The organism is Sulfuricaulis sp., from assembly GCF_041499725.1.
Taxonomy (GTDB): Bacteria; Pseudomonadota; Gammaproteobacteria; order Acidiferrobacterales; family Sulfurifustaceae; genus Sulfuricaulis.
The window spans coordinates 11845-28455 of sequence record NZ_JBGQKW010000012.1; the positions used below are offsets into that span (position 1 = coordinate 11845).

Below are 16611 nucleotides of genomic sequence, written 5' to 3' on the forward strand. Positions count from 1 at the left end.
CTGTAGGCGTCGGCATCCCAGCGTAAGGTTTTTAAAAACTTTGCAGTTGCTGGTGGGTCAGCTCGGCGCAGCAATACCAAATTCGATTAATTGTGTGATCGTGCTACTGCACCGCGCGGTGCACGGCCTCGCCGATCTTTGACGGGTTGCGCACGACGTGCGCGCCGAGTGCCTCGATGCGCTCCATCTTGGCCGCCGCCGTGTCGGCCGGGCCGGCGATGACAGCGCCGGCGTGGCCCATGCGTCGCCGTGACGGTGCTGTAAGCCCCGCGATGAAACAAACCAGCGGCTTGCCCAGGTGGTCCTTCGCCCACGCGGCGGCCTCGATCTCTTGGCTGCCGCCGATCTCGCCGATCATTACCACGGCCTCAGTGTCCGGGTCGTCCTTGAAGGCGCGCATAACGGTGAGAAAATCCGTGCCGGTGACCGTATCTCCGCCGATGCCGACGCAGGTGGACTGTCCCAGCTTGTATTCGGCCATTTGTTCGACCGCTTCGTAATTGAGCGTGCCGGAGCGCGAGACCACGCCGATCTTTCCGGGTTTATAGATATGGGCCGGCATGATACCGACCTTGCATTCATTGGGCGTGATCAGGCCCGGCGTGTTGGGGCCGACGATCACCACGTCGCGCCCGGCGGAGTAACGCTTGACGCGCACCATGTCCTGCACCGGGATGCCATCGGCGACGACCACGATAATGCGGATGCCGGTGTCGATGGCTTCCATGATGGCGTCGGCGGCAAACGGCGGCGGCACGAAAATGCCGGCGACATCGGCCCCGGTGCGCGCCACCGCCTCGTGCACGGTGTCGAACAGGGGGATACCGAGATGCGTCGTGCCGCCCTTGCCGGGTGTCACGCCGGCAACGACCTGGGTGCCGATCTTGATCGATTCCTCGGCGTGGAAACTCCCGTGCTGGCCGGTCAGGCCCTGGATCACGACGCGCGAGGATTTATTAACAAAGATGCTCATGGGCGATAGCTCCGCTGGTGGCGCGCACGGCCATGGCCGCGGCATCGTCGAGATTGTTGGCAGTGAGGAATTTCAGACCGGACTGGGCCAGGACGGCGCGCCCCTGTTCCACGTTGGTGCCGGCGAGGCGCACGACCACCGGCACTTTTACGTTGAGTTCACGCATCGCGCGCACGATGCCTTCCGCCACCCAGTCACAACGGTTGATGCCGGCGAAGATATTAACGAGCACCGCCTTGACGTTCTTGTCCAGCAGCACGATGCGAAACGCGTTTGTCACTTTTTCCGGCGAGGCGCCTCCGCCCACGTCGAGAAAATTCGCCGGCCGCCCGCCGTGCAGGGCGATGGCGTCCATCGTGGCCATGGCGAGTCCGGCGCCATTGACGATGCAACCGACATTGCCCTCCAGCGCGATGTAATTGAGGCCATGCGCGTCGGCTTCGACTTCCTTGGGGTCTTCCTCGTCGAAATCACGCAGGTTGCTGATATGCGGCCGGCGGTAGATGGCGTTATCGTCGAACTGCATCTTCGCGTCCAGCGCGAGCAATTGGCCGTCCAGGGTGACGGCCAGCGGATTGACTTCAATCAGCACGGCGTCGTTGTCGCGAAAGCAGCGGTACAGAGACTTCATCAGCTTCACCGCGGCCGGCAGCTGTTTGCCGCCCAGTTTCAGATGCGCGGCGACCTTGCGGCACTGGAATTCGAGCAATCCCACCGCGGGGTCCACCGCTTCGCGCAGGATACGCGCCGGTTCATGGCGCGCCGTCTCTTCGATCTCGACCCCGCCGCCGTCGCAGGCGATGATTGTGATGCGCTGGCTGGCGCGGTCGATGACCAGGCCGAAATAGGCCTCGCGTGCGATGTCCACGGCCTGCTCGATCAGCACGCGCTGCACGCGTTGCCCCTGCGGACCGGTCTGAGCGGTGATCAGGGATCGGCCGATCATTTCATCGGTCGCCGCGCGCACTTCTTCAACGGTGTGGGCCAGCTTTACGCCGCCGGCCTTGCCGCGACCGCCGGCGTGGATCTGCGCCTTTATCACGAAGCGGCTGACACCGAGCTCTTCGGCCACGGCCTCCGCCTGTTCCACGCTGTGCGCCACGCTGCCCGCGGGCACCGGCACGCCGTATTGACGCATCAATTCCTTTGCTTGGAATTCGTGGATATTCATGCCGGCTGCTCCTGACCCATTTTGATTCGTAGCATCTTCTCCATGACGACCTCGGCCTGACGGATCGAAGCGGCATCGAGCATGCGGCCATCGAGCGTCACCGCCCCCTGGCCGCGTTTGGCGGCGTCCGCCATGGCCGCAATAATCCGCTCGGCGCGCGTGACTTCGGCATCGGTGGGCGTGAACACCTCGTTCGCGAGCGCGATTTGCGAGGGATGAATCGCCCACTTGCCTTCGATACCGAGCGCCGCCGCCGAGCGCGCCGCGGAACGATAACCCTCCGCGTCCTGGATGTCGCTGAACGGCCCGTCGATCGGGCGCAGGCCGTAGGCGCGGCAGGCCACCACGAGGCGCGCCTGCGCGTAGTGCCATTGATCGTTCCAGTGGCGCTCCCGCTTGCCGCCCTCCGGATGCGTGAGCACGGCATAATCCGCGTTGGCCCCGCCCATGTGCGTGACGCGCGCCTGGGTCGAGGCCGCGAAGTCGGCCACGCCGAAGACCAGCGCCTCCATGCGTTCGGGGCAGGTCGCGGCAATATCCTCGACGTTGGCCATGCCGCGCGCGGTTTCGATCAGCGCGTGAATGCCGATGGGTTTAAGGCCCTTGGATGCCTCGATCTGCGACAGCAATGTCGCCACGAAATAAATGTCTTCGGGAGTATTGATCTTGGGGACCAGCAGCGTGTCGAGATGTTTGCCGGCCTGCTCCACGATATCCACGATGTCGCGGTAACAGTAGTGCGTATCGAGCGCGTTGATGCGCACGGAAACGGCGCATCGCGACCAATCGTGATGCAGCAGCGCGTGGATGACATTCTTGCGCGCCTGTTCCTTGTCGGCTGGCGCCACGGCGTCCTCGAGATCCATGAACACGATATCGGCGCCGAGCGTGGGGGCCTTCTCGAGCATGCGCGGATTGCTCCCGGGGACGGCAAGCTCACTTCGATGGAGACGGTCCTTGATGGGCATTAAGGTCCTTTCTTGTGTCGGTAGTAATTGTGGCCCGACTCCCATGGAGCTGCTTTAAGCGCTCAATCGCCGAGCTGCCTAGCGAGATTTCACCGTGGTTATTTGGAGTCAGACTCGATTATTAAGTTACTCTCGCAGTTTTGTATTAACACATCGCTTTTTGTGATCTTTAATAGCTAACCAATACACCGCTTTATGGTTTTTTTTATTACGCCATCATGGCGTCAAGTAGCCCTACCGTCAATCTCCTTCATGTGACGACTTCGGCTTCCCCGACGTTTTCGCAATGTGCCCGGACAATCGCGATGAAGTCCGCGCCGTAGGCCGCGAGCTTGCGCTCGCCGACGCCGGAGATGTGGGCGAGATCGCTCAAGGTCTGGGGGCGACGCTCGACCATTTCTGCCAGCGTGGCGTCATGGAAGACGACGTAGGGCGGGACGCCCTGTTTCCGCGCGAGTTCGAGGCGGCGGACGCGCAGGGCTTCCCACAGGCGGCGGTCGGCGTCTTGGATGAAGGCGCTGCGCGCTGCGCGCATGGTCTTGGTCTTTTTCGTCTTTTCGGGTTTGGCGTCGCGGCGCAGCATCAGGGGCTCTTCGCCGCGCAGCACCGGGCGGCTCAAGTCGGTGAGGCGCAGGCCGCCGTGGCCTTCAAGGTCCACGGCCAGCAGGCCGCGACTGATGAGCTGGCGGAAGACCCCGCGCCATTCTTGTTGGCCAAGCTCCTTGCCGATACCGGAGGTGGTGAGCCGGTCGTGGCCGAAACGCTTGATGCGATCGTCGTCCTTGCCGAGGAGCACATCGATCAAATAATTCACGCCGAATCTTTGCCCGGTGCGATGCACGCACGATAGCGCCTTTTGCGCGGGGACGGTGGCGTCCCAGGCTTCGGGCGGTTCGAGGCAGGTGTCGCAGTTGCCGCAGGGTTTGGACAGCGTCTCGCTGAAATAGGTGAGCAACGCCTGGCGGCGGCAAGTGCTGAGTTCGCACAGGCCGAGCATGGCGTCGAGCTTGTGGCGCTCGACGCGCTTGTGGGCGTCGTCAGAATCGCTGGCTTCGAGCATCTGGCGCAGGGTGATGACATCCTGCAGGCCATAGATCATCCACGCGTCGGCCGGCAACCCGTCGCGTCCGGCGCGGCCGGTTTCCTGGTAATAGGCCTCGACACTCTTCGGCAGGTTGAGATGCGCGACGAAGCGCACGTTCGGTTTGTCGATGCCCATGCCGAAGGCGATGGTGGCAACGATGATGACGCCTTCTTCGTTGAGGAAACGCGACTGGTTGGCCGTGCGCGCGTCCGATCCGAGGCCGGCGTGATACGGCAACGCGGTGAGGCCCTGCGCGGCAAGCCAGGCGGCGATTTCGTCCACGCGCTTGCGCGACAGGCAATAGACGATGCCGGCGTCGTTGGCGTGCTCGTCGCGGATGAAGCGCAACAGTCGGTCGCGGGCGCTGGGACCGTTGCCCGATTGGCTGATGCGATAGCGGATGTTGGGGCGGTCGAAGCTGCTGATGAACACGCGCGCGTCTTCGAGCTTGAGGCGCTCGATGATCTCGCGGCGCGTCGGTTCGTCGGCGGTGGCGGTGAGTGCGATGCGCGGCACCTCGGGGAAACGCTGGTGCAGCACCGAGAGCTGGATGTATTCGGGACGGAAGTCGTGGCCCCACTGCGAGACGCAATGCGCCTCATCGATGGCGAACAACGCGAGCTTGGTGCGCGCCAGCAGATCGAGCGTGCGTTCGAGCATGAGGCGCTCGGGGGCGACATAGAGCAGATCGAGCTCGCCGCGCAGCAGTTGGGTTTCGATCGCGCGCGCTTGGCCGGCATCGAGCGTGGAATTGAGAAACGCCGCGCGCACCCCGGCCTGGGTGAGCGCCGCCACCTGGTCCTGCATGAGCGCGATCAGCGGCGAGACCACGATGCCGGTGCCGGAGCGGGCGATGGCCGGGATCTGGAAGCACAGCGACTTGCCGCCGCCGGTGGGCATGAGGACCAGCGCATCGCCGCCGGCCATGAGCGTGCCGATCACTTCTTCTTGCGGCGCGCGGAAACGCTCGTAGCCGAATACGCTGTGCAGAATCTTCAGGGGCTGGTTGTCCATGTGGCGGCTGTCGGGCTTCCTGATGTGGGGTGAGGATGGTGTCTAGTTCTTATCGCACCGTCAATCTCTGTAAGATACCGCCTAGGGAAGGTCTGAATAAGTCCACCGTTCGTGGTGAGCCCGTCGAACCATGAGCGGAGGACGGCGTCGAATCAACGCCTTGTGCCGTTCACCCTTCGACAAGCTCAGGGCGAACAGCACTTGTTCAGAGTTTCCCTAGATAGTCACCAAAGAAACCTACATGAGCGCGGGGCACACCCAAATCCTGTCTTGGGTCAGAGACGGGGCAGGATTTGGCTCAAACACTCTAGCCTTCGCACCGGGCGACCACGACAAGAAGGCATTGCGAAAAACGAAAGCCGCTTATTGTTTCGTCGCGACGACCCGGCCCTCGGTGTTCAGAAATACGCGGTAGCGGTTGCCGTCCTGACATGTGGCAATGTGATCGTTATCGCCTTTCTTGATCACGCTGACGACCTGACCGCAGGGCAGACCCAGGAGCGCGATCACGGATGTCATGTCCTTAAGGAGCGCTGCGTCCTCAGCCGCCCGCAACGGTCCAATGAAAAATGTCATCATCACCATTGTCAATGTCCAAGCCTTTACACCTTTGTTCATCGCTGTTCTCCTGCTGTCAGTTAGAGAGTGGCAAACTTGGCCGGATCGGCCAGGATGCCCCAGATCGCTTCGCGTGAGGCCACGATCGCGCGCGCCAGCTCCGGGTCGCCGTCCTGCAATAGCGAGAGCACCTTGAGGAGCAGCATATCGTACGGTTGCCGAAGCTCGGCGAGGGTGGTTTTGACCCGTCCCTGGTAATACGCCCGGAATTGACTCAGCAGGTCATCGACCTGATTCTTGAGCGTGATCTTGGTGAACACGCCGATGGCCTTGGTCTCCTTGAGCCGGGTTTCCAGCGCCGTCAGGTCCAGCGGTGGCGTCCCCGGCTTTCCAGAACTTGGCGTGGCGCTTTGCTTTCGGGGCTGCTCCGCGGGTAGCTTTGCCGGAGTCTTGGCGTTCTGCGATTCGACCTTGGCGACGCCCTGCCCTGTGGAACCGATCTTGGACGGCTCGACCGCAGCTGCCTCTGCCGGCGGCGCGCCGGTCGGCGGAGGTGCGCGCTCCACGCCGACGCATCCTGCTGCCAGGAGGAAGAATAAGAGCCCGACGAGACGCATGACATGCATCAACTACTCCTCAGCAAGACTTTCGACTGCATTGTTGCTCATGCACTTCCCTATCTGGGGAAATTTATTCTGCCATCATAGTGTCTATTTCTTAGTGCACCGTCAATCTCGTTAAATACTGCGCCACACGCTCGCCAACCACGGCTGCCGTTCACGCGGCACGCCGGTGGGGCGGTAGTAGTGAGTCAGCTCAACGAAGTCCGCGGCTGACAGATAGCGGCGCCAGGTTTCCAGATCGTAAAACGCGCCGTAGCGTCCGCGGTTCCAGCCTTCCTCGTTATGGCCGTGCGGGTTCGAGCTGAACAGCACGCCACGCGGTTTCAGTGTCGCGTGCAATTCCCGCAACACGCGCGGCAACTCCTGGCTGGGGACATGAAACAGCGCGGCGTTGGCAAACACGCCATCGAAATGGTTATCCGGCAGATCGAGCTTGAGGAAATCCTGCTGCCACACTTCACCGCTGCCGTGGGCGCGCGCCATGTCGACGAAGCGCACGGCGCCTTCCAGACCGACGGCGATGTGCCCGAGTTCGGCAAACGCCTTGAGGTCACGCCCCGGCCCGCAGCCGAAATCGAGTAGGGTGAACGGCGCTTCACCCTCGATGTATTTTAATAGCGCCGCGATGTTCTGGCTGACGTCGTGATCGTGCGTGCCTTCGTGAAAATCCTCGGCATTCTGGTTGTAGTGTTCTAGCGTGCGGCCGGCGATTGTCTTCAGGTCTTGCGGAGTCAGTTTCATGAAAACACTTCAGCTACTCGCAACAAAAGGTATCTCTTACGCTTGTTTGAGACGCTGTGCAAAAGCATCCGCGAAGCATTCAACACCCTGTATCACAGTTCCTAATCCACCGGACATGACTAGGGTGGGGATACGGACAAAACTACACCGCATGCCTATAAAAGCATGTCTCACTTCAAGGCCGAACGTACGGTGATCTCGCCTAGACGACACTTCCGAAACTTTTATCGGTTGCCCCCGCCGGTGCCTTGAGTCCCGCAATCCGGCAACCCTGCGCCACCGGCCCGCCCGGAAAAAGCTTATAGAGGTACTTGATGCCGCCCTTAGCGTGGAAGTTCTCATCGAGCGCATCGTGCAGTTCACGCATGCTGAGAGCGATCTCCTGATGCTTGGTGTAATACTCCTGCAGCGCGCGCACTGCTTCCCAGTGATCCGGGCCGAGCACCAGCCCTTCTTGCCGTGCGGTCTTAATGGCCATCTCCTTCGTCCAGTCGGCCGGTGCATGTGGGAACTTGGGATCCGTATTCGACACGCCTCCATCTGTCTTGATCGATTCTAATAAGCTCATGGGTCGTTCCTCCTTTCTTCAATATCCAGATGATACATGTTTTACTTGCTTAGTTTTCCACGCGTTTTGATGGACATCAACTAGATGATTTTGTATGGCATCAAACCCTGACTATTCCAGCCAATTATGAGGCTTCCATTATCTCGTGAAAAATATTCCCGCCCAGCCACTACGTAGCTATCGCTAATCCCAGCGGTCGTCGCGGATCTGGATCGTGCCGTCCTGCACGCGTAGCGGGAATTTGTATACCGGCTCATAGGCGGGCGGCGCCGTCACGGCGCCAGTCTTGATATTGAACCGGGCACCGTGGCGCGGGCATACGATCTCTTCGCCTTCGACCGTACCGCTCGCGAGTTCCCCACCGTCGTGCGTGCAGATGTCTTCGATCGCGTGGCATTCGCTGCCGAGATTGAATACCGCGACCTTGACGCCATCCAGATACACCAGCTTCGATCCACCCGGCGGGATTTCACCGACCTTGGCGATATCCGCCCAGTCTGACATGGCAGGGTTCCGGTTTTGTGCCGTTCAGACCAGGCCGAGCTGAAGCTTGGCCGCTTCCGACAGGGTGTCCATGCTCCACGGCGGGTCCCACACCAACTCCACCCGCGCCTCTTTAACGCCAGGCACCTGTTTAATGGCGCATTCCACCGTGCACGGGAAGGTCTGGGCCACCGGGCAAGCGGGGCTCGTCAACGTCATGCGGATATGCGCCTTGCCTTCGCGCTCATCCACGTCGAGAGCGTAAATCAGCCCGAGGTCATAAATGTTGAGTGGGATCTCGGGGTCATGAATTTTTCGCAGCGCGTCGATGACCTGCTGTTTCAGACCAGTTTCGGTCCCGGCCTGTTCGCGCGCCAGCTTTATCAGGTCGAGATTCATCGTCCATCACTCCGTGCACACCGTGCCGCTCTCGTCATGCAGCGCCGCACGCAAGGTATGCCACGGTAATGTGGCGCATTTGACGCGGGCGGGGTACTCATGCACGCCCGCCAGTACCTTGAGCTTGCCGACTTCGCCGCTCTCGCCTTCTTGCGTCAGCAGGTTGTGCACGTTCTTGAACAGCGTCTCCGCCTCCTGCACGGTCTTGCCTTGCAGGGCTTCGGTCATCAGCGAAGCGGAAGCCGTGGAGATGGCGCAGCCGGCGCCTTCGAAACCCACGTCTTTGATAACGCCGTCCTCCACTTTGAGATGAACGGTGAAATCATCGCCGCACACCGGGTTGTAGCCGTGCGCGTGATGGTTACTGCCCGCCGGCCGCTTCTGAAAGTTCCGCGGACGGCGGTTATGGTCGAGCACCACTTCCTCGTACAAGACGCGCAGATCCGACATCATTGAAACACCTCCTTGGCTTGGTGCAGCGCCGTCACCCTCAATTTGGCGGCAAGATTGCGTTCCAGTTGCGCCCGCACCGGCTCGAGACGCAGGCGGCTCAGCACATCCCGCGCAAAGGCATAGGTCAGCAGGTCGCGCGCCGCGGCTTCATCCACAGCGCGCGACCGCAGGTAAAACAGCGCATCCGGGTCCAGTTGTCCGACCGTGGCGCCGTGAGAGCATTTCACGTCGTCGGCATAGATTTCGAGCTGCGGTTTGGTGTCCGCCTCGGCGTCGCGCGACAGCAGCAGGTTGTTGTTCACCTGCTGGGCGTCGGTGTGCTGGGCATCGGGCCGCACCACGACGCGGCCGTGAAACACGGCGCGCGAGCGGCCGTCGAGCACACCCTTGTAGAATTCGCGGCTGGTGCCGCGCGGCTTGGCATGGTCGATGTGCGTGTAGTTGTCCACGTGCTGGCGGCCGCCGATCACATACAGCCCATTCAGGTGGCATTCCGCGCCTTCGGCATCCAGCACGCTGCGCAGATCGTTGCGCACCAGCCGCCCACCGAGATCGATGCCGTGCGCCGTAAACCGGCCGTCGCGGTCGAGATGCGCGTGTAAGCCGCCGATGTGGTACGCCTTCGCGCTCTCTTCCTGCAGCCGGTAGTGTTCAATCACGGCATGTGGACCGACCACCACTTCAGTCAGCGCATTCGTGAAATAAGACGCCTCGCCGACGGCCACATAGTTCTCGATCAGGACCGCCTGGCTGTTCTCTTCGGCCACCACCAGGTTGCGCGGCTGGGAGAGCAGGGGGTCGGCCGCGCCGGCGCTGACGTACAACAGGTGTATCGGCTTCGCCAGACGCGTACCACGGCCAAGATGGACGTAGGCGCCGTCGGTGAACAGCGCCGTATTCAATGCGGCAAAGCCGTGGATCTTTTCCGGGACGTAATGGCCGAGATAAGGCTCGAGCCTGTGCGCCTTATCGCGCAGCGCTTCGGCCAGACTCATCACCGTGACACCCTTGGGCCACGCACCCGGCGTCGACAATTTTTCGGAATAATGGCCGTTTACGAAAACCAGGCGATGCGACGGCAGATTTTCAAACCAGAATCCTTCGAGCCGTGCCGGGTCGATGCCATTCACGTCCTCGGCTACCGGTTTGAATTCGGTCTGAACGATCGGCGTGACGTCGGTGTATTTCCACGCCTCATCCCGCGGCGTTGGAAATCCGATCTCCGCGAAACGCGAAGCACCGTCTCGGCGCAGCTCGCGCAGCCAGGACGGCGCTTTAGCGAGTCCTTTCTCCGCCACACCCATGGCGTCGAGATAGGTTTCTTTGGCGGTGCTGTTTGGATTCATATAAACCTTTGTTTCAGGCGATCGCCGGCGCGACTTCCTGGGTGATCCACCCGTAACCTTGCTTCTCGAGTTCGTAAGCCAGGGTCTTGTCGCCGGATTTGGCGATCCGCCCATCCACGAGCACATGCACCTGATCCGGCTCGATGTAGTTGAGCAGGCGCTGATAATGGGTAACCAGGATAATCGCGTGTTCCGGACTGCGCAGGACGTTGACGCCGCGCGCCACGACCTGCAGCGCATCGATATCGAGTCCCGAGTCGGTTTCATCCAGGATGGCGAGCTTCGGCTCCAGCACCGCCATCTGCAGGATCTCGTTGCGTTTCTTCTCGCCACCGGAAAAGCCTTCGTTGACCGAGCGGTACAATAATTCCTCCGGCATCTCCACGAGTTTCATCCGGTCCTTGACCAGCGCGAGAAAATCCATGGCATCGAGTTCCACATGGCCCTGGGACTTGCGGATGGCATTGAGCGCCGACTTGAGCAGATAGATGTTGCTCACGCCGGGAATCTCCACCGGGTACTGGAACGCGAGGAACATCCCCTGCCGCGCGCGCTCCTCGGGCGCAAGCTCAAACAGGTTTCGGCCCTGGTAAATCACCTCTCCTGCCGTCACCTCATACTGTTCACGCCCGGCCAGCACATTGGCGAGCGTGCTCTTGCCGGAGCCGTTCGGCCCCATAATGGCGTGTACCTCACCGGCTTTCACATCCAGGTTGACACCCTTGAGGATCGGCTTGCCGTCAACACTTACGTGCAGATTTTTGATGGACAGCATGGTGTGGTCCTCGATATTCGTAATCAGTTACCCAATCGCGCCTTCCAGGCTCACGCCCAGAAGCTTCTGCGCCTCGACGGCGAATTCCATGGGCAGCTCCTTGAATACCGCCTTGCAGAAACCGTTCACGACCATGGACACGGCGTCCTCGGTGGACAACCCCCGGCTCTGCAAGTAGAACAGTTGATCGTCGCTGATCTTGGACGTCGTCGCCTCATGCTCGACCCTGGCCGTGGGGTTCTTCACCTCGATGTACGGGAAGGTATGCGCGCTGCATTTGTCGCCCATGAGCAGCGAATCGCACTGCGTGTAGTTGCGCGCGTTTTCCGCGCCCTTCAGGATTTTCACCAGCCCGCGATAGGCGTTGCTCCCGCGGCCCGCGGCGATGCCCTTGGAGATGATGGTGCTCTTCGTGTTCTTGCCGATGTGGATCATCTTGGTGCCGGTGTCGGCCTGCTGATAGTGGTTGGTCACCGCCACCGAATAAAACTCGCCCACGCTGTTGTCGCCTTCGAGGATCACGCTCGGGTATTTCCAGGTGATGGCTGAGCCGGTTTCGACTTGGGTCCAGGAAATCCTGGCGTTCGGACCGCGGCAGGCGCCGCGCTTGGTCACGAAGTTATAAATGCCGCCGCGGCCCTGCTCGTCGCCGGGGTACCAGTTCTGCACCGTGGAATATTTGATGCGCGCGTCCCTGAGGGCGACGAGCTCCACCACCGCCGCGTGCAGCTGGTTCTCGTCGCGCATGGGCGCGGAGCAGCCTTCGAGATAACTCACGTACGCGCCTTCGTCGGCGATGATCAGCGTGCGTTCGAACTGGCCAGTCTTGGAGGCGTTGATGCGGAAATACGTGGACAGCTCCATCGGGCAACGCACGCCCTTGGGCACGTACACAAACGAGCCGTCGGTGAACACCGCAGAGTTCAGCGTGGCGTAGAAATTGTCAGTGTAGGGCACGACCGAACCGAGATACTTCTGCACCAGCTCCGGGTGGTTCTGCACCGCCTCGGAGAATGAACAGAAGATGATCCCAAGACTCCCGAGCTTCTCCCTGAACGTGGTCGCCACGGACACGCTGTCGAACACCGCGTCCACCGCCACCCCGGCGAGCAGTGCGCGCTCCTTGAGCGGAATGCCGAGCTTCTCGTAGGTTTCGAGCAGTTTCGGGTCGACCTCATCAAGACTCTTGGGCCCATCCTTCCCGGTCTTGGGCGCGGAGTAATAGACGATGGCCTGATAATCAATCGGGGGGTAATGCACATGGGCCCAGATCGGCTTGGCCATGGTCAGCCAGTGCCGGTAGGCCTTGAGCCGCCACTCGCGCATGAATTCCGGCTCGTTTTTCTTGGCCGAGATCAGGCAAATGACATCTTCATTGAGACCGGGCGGAACCGAATCCGCCTCGACGTCCGTGATGAAACCCGCCTTGTATTCCCGCTTGAGCAGGGTGTCGATCTGTTGCGTCGATGTGGACATAACCACCTCCGGATGCCGGCGGTAACGCGGTATAGAAATACCCGCGCTCCGGGTAATGAATAACATACTAAAATAGTCAGGTATTAAAATACTATTGTTGATATATCCAGTCAACTATTGTTTGGTCAGATAACCATGGTAAAGCAGGGGTTTAGCATCACTGCGTGACATAGCAAATAGATCGTCCCGTGACTGCGCGCACTAAGCAACAAACCATGACCCCGGCAAAGTTCGGCGTGCCGGGCGGATCGGTGGAAGGGCTGTGCCGTGGCCTCGAGCAGACCGCCAAATCCAATGCGGCGGTGCAGTGCGTGTACGATAAACAAAAGACCTGGTTCGCCTGAACAATGCTTTTCCAGGTTCGTGCAGGAGTAACACGAACCCTGAAATGAAAGCGGATACTAAACGGAGCAAGCGGGGGAAATGGTGGCCGGGGTCGGAATCGAACCAACGACACGCGGATTTTCTAAACGGCTGGAAGATGATCCAGAAAAACCTGTCGACACCGATTCAAACATTTAGACGCGATGGTTGCCGCCGTGGATCACGGTGAATCATGCCGGATTCGCTCAGGTTGGTAGCAAAGTGGTAGCAAACGGTAACATCATGGTGACTAACAGGGTGGATGCCATAGCAACTGCAACGTTATCCCGATGCAGCAGGTTGTGACTAAGTAGAGTAAGAAGCAAGTTTATTGATGAAATACGCGCCGCAAGGAATCTGCGAAACAAAGCGGATCGTACTGTTGTCTCATGGCAACGAAGTCACCTCGGACGATATGTTGCAGTAGAGTTCAGTAGGTCTCGGGCCAAAAGAAAAGAATTGCACCCCAGTTCGTAACCTATATCGTCGCGGCCACGCCAGATCAGCCCGCAAGACCTTGCCGCAAGGTCTCTTAGCGACCATGATAGATTCATGCGATGGAACAAAGATAAGACCCAATTCTTGGCATGCCTACTTTTCGCAAGGTAAACAGCCATGGATGCAAACACTGAAACGTCAGCCACCTTTATTTTGCAAGCATAACTCAGACATGGTTGCTATGCCAAAAATAAGTCAGCGCTGGATTGTTTTTATTACCGTGATCCTAATAATATCGTGGAATACATCGGTTTGGTTCATTGCAGATCAATATTATCTGGCCAGAACCAATCGCTTGATTGAGCGAGAAACCATAATCTCCCAACAACGCGCAAATGACTTGGCCGACAGCGTCCGAAGAAACCTGCATTACCTGGACGGCATACCTGACATATTTACCAACATGGTGCCCGTTAAACGGGCAGTCTCTCGATTTGGCGCAGATATTGTCCCTTCAGCCCTGCCGCTCGAAGTGCGCATTAAACAGTGGACGGCCGACCCGGCCTTAAAAGATGTAGACCAGTACCTGGCTATTGTCGGGAAGAGTCTGAATGTCGACATTATTTACGTAGCTAACGCAGCGGGCGATGCGATAGCGTCTAGCAATTGGAATGAAGCGGGAGTCACCGTCGGCACTAATTTTGCCGAACGTGATTATTTTAAAGAAAATAAAATCGGTCAGCGAGGTATGCAATTTGCGGTTGGTAAAACCACCCATATTCCCGGACTGTTTTTTTCAAGCCCCGTTATCGTGGATGGCAAATTCATGGGGGCGGTGGTTGCCAAGTTTGACGTGCCGAAGCTGTCTTTTCTGATCAACCAATTGGACGCATTTGTAACGGACGGCAATGGGGTCATCATCCTTGCGCGAAACAAAGAGATAGAAATGCATGCGCTTCCGAATGCGGAAATCGCCAGAGTAACTGAGGAGGAAAGATTCGCGCGCTACCGGAGAAAAAGTTTTCCCATGCTGAAAATCGAGTACTGGGAAGACAAGGAATTTCCTTCATTGATGAGGATTGAAAACGGAATTATCCCACACATTTTAGTTACCAAAGTACTGCCCGAGTATGGCATCACGGTTCATGTTGCGAACGAATTGCCCACGATTCCCTCGTGGAAAACGGACCGTTACTGGTTTGCGTCGCTGCTTGGAGCAATCGGAAGTTTGTTGATTCTGGTGGCTGGCGGCACGGTGCTTTATTTCCTGGAGATAACGCGATCGAAAGCGCTGCTCTGGAAGAAAGCCAATTTCGACACGCTTACCAGCCTGCCCAACCGCGATTTGTTCCGCGACCGCTTGGCGCAGGAAATAAAAAAATCCGATCGAACCAGTGAGCCGCTGGCACTGCTGTTAATCGACATCGATCTATTCAAGCAGGTGAATGACACGCTTGGGCATGATTTCGGAGACCGCCTGTTGCAAGAGGTGGCACGCCGCATTATGGACTCCGTACGCAAATCCGATACGGTGGCACGCTTGGGCGGCGATGAGTTCGCCGTTGTACTGCCTCAGATTTCCGATGCCCATGACGCTGAAAAAATCGCGCAAAAGGTAATCCTCAAAGTAGCAGAACCCTTTCATCTGAGTGGTACAGTCACCTATGTAACGGCCAGCGTTGGTATTACCTTGTATCCGAATGACACCACCAACATTGATAATGTGATGAAAAATGCAGACCAAGCGATGTATGCCGCCAAGGACACTGGCCGCAACCGCTTCAGTCATTTCACCATTTCGTTGCAGGAAGCAGCACTGGAACGCTTGCATCTGACCAATGACTTGCGCGGTGCCTTGGCGGCAAACCAATTCAGGGTCTATTTTCAACCAATTGTTGAGTTGTCGACTGGGCGCGTCCAAAAGGCAGAAGCGTTGCTGCGTTGGCTGCATCCGGTGCGTGGCATGGTCGGCCCGCTGGAGTTCATCCCGCTGGCCGAAGAAACCAGATTCATCATCGATATTGGTAAATGGGTACGAAAAGAGTCGGCGGTCTGGTGCAAGCACTGGAATGAGGTCAGGCCGGAAGGATTCCAAATCAGCGTGAACCAGTCCCCCATCGAGTTCATGGACGAAAGGGAAGGTAATAGCCTGAAATCGTTGCTTGCCACATTGCATGAACATGGTCTGTCTGGGAAAAACCTTGTCATCGAAATCACCGAAGGGTTGTTGCTGAAAGAGGAACCAAGCATCACAAAGAAACTAACGGAACTCCGTGAAGCCGGTATCGAGATGGCAATCGATGATTTTGGCACGGGTTATTCGTCGCTTTCCTACCTCAAACATTTCAACATCGACTACCTCAAAATCGACCAATCTTTCATTCGCAATATGGAGAGTGGCTCCAATGACATGGTGTTGTGTGAAGCGATCATCGTCATGGCCCATAAGCTCAAGTTGAAGGTGATCGCCGAAGGAGTGGAAACGGAACAGCAGCGTGAGCTGCTGGCCCGTGCCGGCTGCGACTATGCACAAGGCTACCTCTTCTCCAAGCCCTTGCCGCCTGAAGAAATTGATGAATGGTTAAAAGGACGCGGTTAGGAATAAATCGGGGATTGCTCAATTGTATATATCAGCCGTGCCGGCCTTCATCTCCGCACCATTGTTGACGGAATGAGGCAGGCTGAAAAAAAGGAGTACGACGTTTCTATAAAATGTAAAATTGCCTACTAAACAACGTTTCTTCAAGTCTTGTCTTATCCTAATCTGTTAGCCTGCCCCTGGCGAATTTCCCGTCACGCTGCCAGGGGTCTTTGAGACAATCCGCGACCGTGATGTAGCGCATCGTGTAATCCATGGTTTGCCGGCACTGCAGGTATAGTTCTTATATGGATCAAGTGCCGCTGATGTGTAGGACAGAAATGCCTTAAAAAAATATGGTGGCCGGGGTCGGAATCGAACCAACGACACGCGGATTTTCAATCCGCTGCTCTACCAACTGAGCTACCCGGCCTTAAAAGAGCGCCGCATTATAGTGAACTTGACGGGGGTTGTACAAACGGCTGAATTCGCGCACTTGGCTCGCCAAAAAACCACCGGCAGCGCGAGCCAACAGCCATAATTTTTAGCGGGTTGAACTATTCGCGGCCAGGACTTAAGGTCAGGCCTCGCCGTTACCCG

At 58.5% G+C, this 16611-nt stretch carries 16 protein-coding genes and 1 tRNA gene; 2 read left to right on the top strand and 15 right to left on the bottom strand.

Going from position 1 to position 16611, the window contains the following annotated elements; genetic code table 11:
- Positions 1–103: 103 nt before the first annotated feature.
- The 14 genes from sucD to sufB form a co-directional block, all read right to left on the bottom strand.
- Positions 104–973 (bottom strand): succinate--CoA ligase subunit alpha, encoded by an 870-nt coding sequence (gene sucD / locus ACC569_RS03680; protein ID WP_372522147.1) that lies wholly within the window; start codon positions 971–973, stop codon positions 104–106.
- Complete coding sequence (gene sucC / locus ACC569_RS03685) at positions 957–2144, bottom strand: ADP-forming succinate--CoA ligase subunit beta (protein WP_372522148.1); 1188 nt, start codon at positions 2142–2144, stop codon at positions 957–959. Before sucC ends, sucD begins: the two co-directional genes overlap by 17 nt.
- A complete protein-coding gene (locus ACC569_RS03690; RefSeq protein WP_372522149.1) occupies positions 2141–3112 on the bottom strand; it encodes a CoA ester lyase in 972 nt (323 codons plus the stop codon). The genes sucC and ACC569_RS03690 overlap by 4 nt, the downstream gene beginning before the upstream one ends.
- 250 nt (positions 3113–3362) lie before the next feature.
- Positions 3363–5210 carry a DNA helicase RecQ gene (gene recQ, locus ACC569_RS03695; RefSeq protein WP_372522150.1) on the bottom strand — a complete coding sequence of 616 codons (1848 nt, stop codon included), beginning with the start codon at positions 5208–5210 and terminating at the stop codon, positions 3363–3365.
- 363 nt (positions 5211–5573) lie between these two features.
- On the bottom strand, positions 5574–5828 hold the full coding sequence (locus ACC569_RS03700) for a hypothetical protein (protein ID WP_372522151.1): 255 nt from the start codon (positions 5826–5828) through the stop codon (positions 5574–5576).
- Positions 5829–5848: 20 nt separating this feature from the next.
- Positions 5849–6394, bottom strand: a complete 546-nt coding sequence (locus ACC569_RS03705; protein WP_372522152.1) for a hypothetical protein — start codon at positions 6392–6394, stop codon at positions 5849–5851.
- 111 nt (positions 6395–6505) lie between these two features.
- Positions 6506–7132, bottom strand: coding sequence for a class I SAM-dependent methyltransferase (locus ACC569_RS03710; protein WP_372522153.1), 627 nt, complete (start codon positions 7130–7132; stop codon positions 6506–6508).
- Positions 7133–7334: 202 nt separating this feature from the next.
- Positions 7335–7700, bottom strand: coding sequence for a TusE/DsrC/DsvC family sulfur relay protein (locus tag ACC569_RS03715; protein WP_372522154.1), 366 nt, complete (start codon positions 7698–7700; stop codon positions 7335–7337).
- 183 nt (positions 7701–7883) lie between these two features.
- Positions 7884–8204 carry a Rieske (2Fe-2S) protein gene (locus ACC569_RS03720; RefSeq protein ID WP_372522155.1) on the bottom strand — a complete coding sequence of 107 codons (321 nt, stop codon included), beginning with the start codon at positions 8202–8204 and terminating at the stop codon, positions 7884–7886.
- Between the two features lie 24 nt (positions 8205–8228).
- Positions 8229–8582: a DUF59 domain-containing protein gene (locus ACC569_RS03725; RefSeq protein WP_372522156.1), complete on the bottom strand. Its 354-nt coding sequence runs from the start codon at positions 8580–8582 to the stop codon at positions 8229–8231.
- Positions 8583–8588: 6 nt separating this feature from the next.
- Complete coding sequence (sufU, locus tag ACC569_RS03730) at positions 8589–9032, bottom strand: Fe-S cluster assembly sulfur transfer protein SufU (protein ID WP_372522178.1); 444 nt, start codon at positions 9030–9032, stop codon at positions 8589–8591.
- Positions 9032–10381 (bottom strand): Fe-S cluster assembly protein SufD, encoded by a 1350-nt coding sequence (gene sufD / locus ACC569_RS03735; protein ID WP_372522157.1) that lies wholly within the window; start codon positions 10379–10381, stop codon positions 9032–9034. The genes sufU and sufD overlap by 1 nt, the downstream gene beginning before the upstream one ends.
- Positions 10382–10394: 13 nt before the next feature.
- Positions 10395–11156, bottom strand: coding sequence for a Fe-S cluster assembly ATPase SufC (gene sufC, locus ACC569_RS03740; protein ID WP_372522158.1), 762 nt, complete (start codon positions 11154–11156; stop codon positions 10395–10397).
- A 27-nt stretch (positions 11157–11183) separates the two neighbouring features.
- Positions 11184–12632 (bottom strand): Fe-S cluster assembly protein SufB, encoded by a 1449-nt coding sequence (gene sufB, locus ACC569_RS03745; RefSeq protein ID WP_372522159.1) that lies wholly within the window; start codon positions 12630–12632, stop codon positions 11184–11186.
- Positions 12633–12820: 188 nt separating this feature from the next.
- On the opposite strand from sufB, the gene ACC569_RS03750 reads away from it, so the two are divergent.
- Both ACC569_RS03750 and ACC569_RS03755 read left to right on the top strand, forming a co-directional pair.
- On the top strand, positions 12821–12976 hold the full coding sequence (locus ACC569_RS03750; protein WP_372522160.1) for a hypothetical protein: 156 nt from the start codon (positions 12821–12823) through the stop codon (positions 12974–12976).
- Between the two features lie 638 nt (positions 12977–13614).
- Entirely contained in the window at positions 13615–16032 is a 2418-nt protein-coding gene (locus ACC569_RS03755; protein ID WP_372522161.1) for an EAL domain-containing protein, read from the top strand.
- 336 nt (positions 16033–16368) lie between these two features.
- Here ACC569_RS03755 and ACC569_RS03760 read toward each other — a convergent pair.
- Positions 16369–16444, bottom strand: a tRNA-Phe gene (locus ACC569_RS03760).
- Positions 16445–16611: the final 167 nt, after the last annotated feature.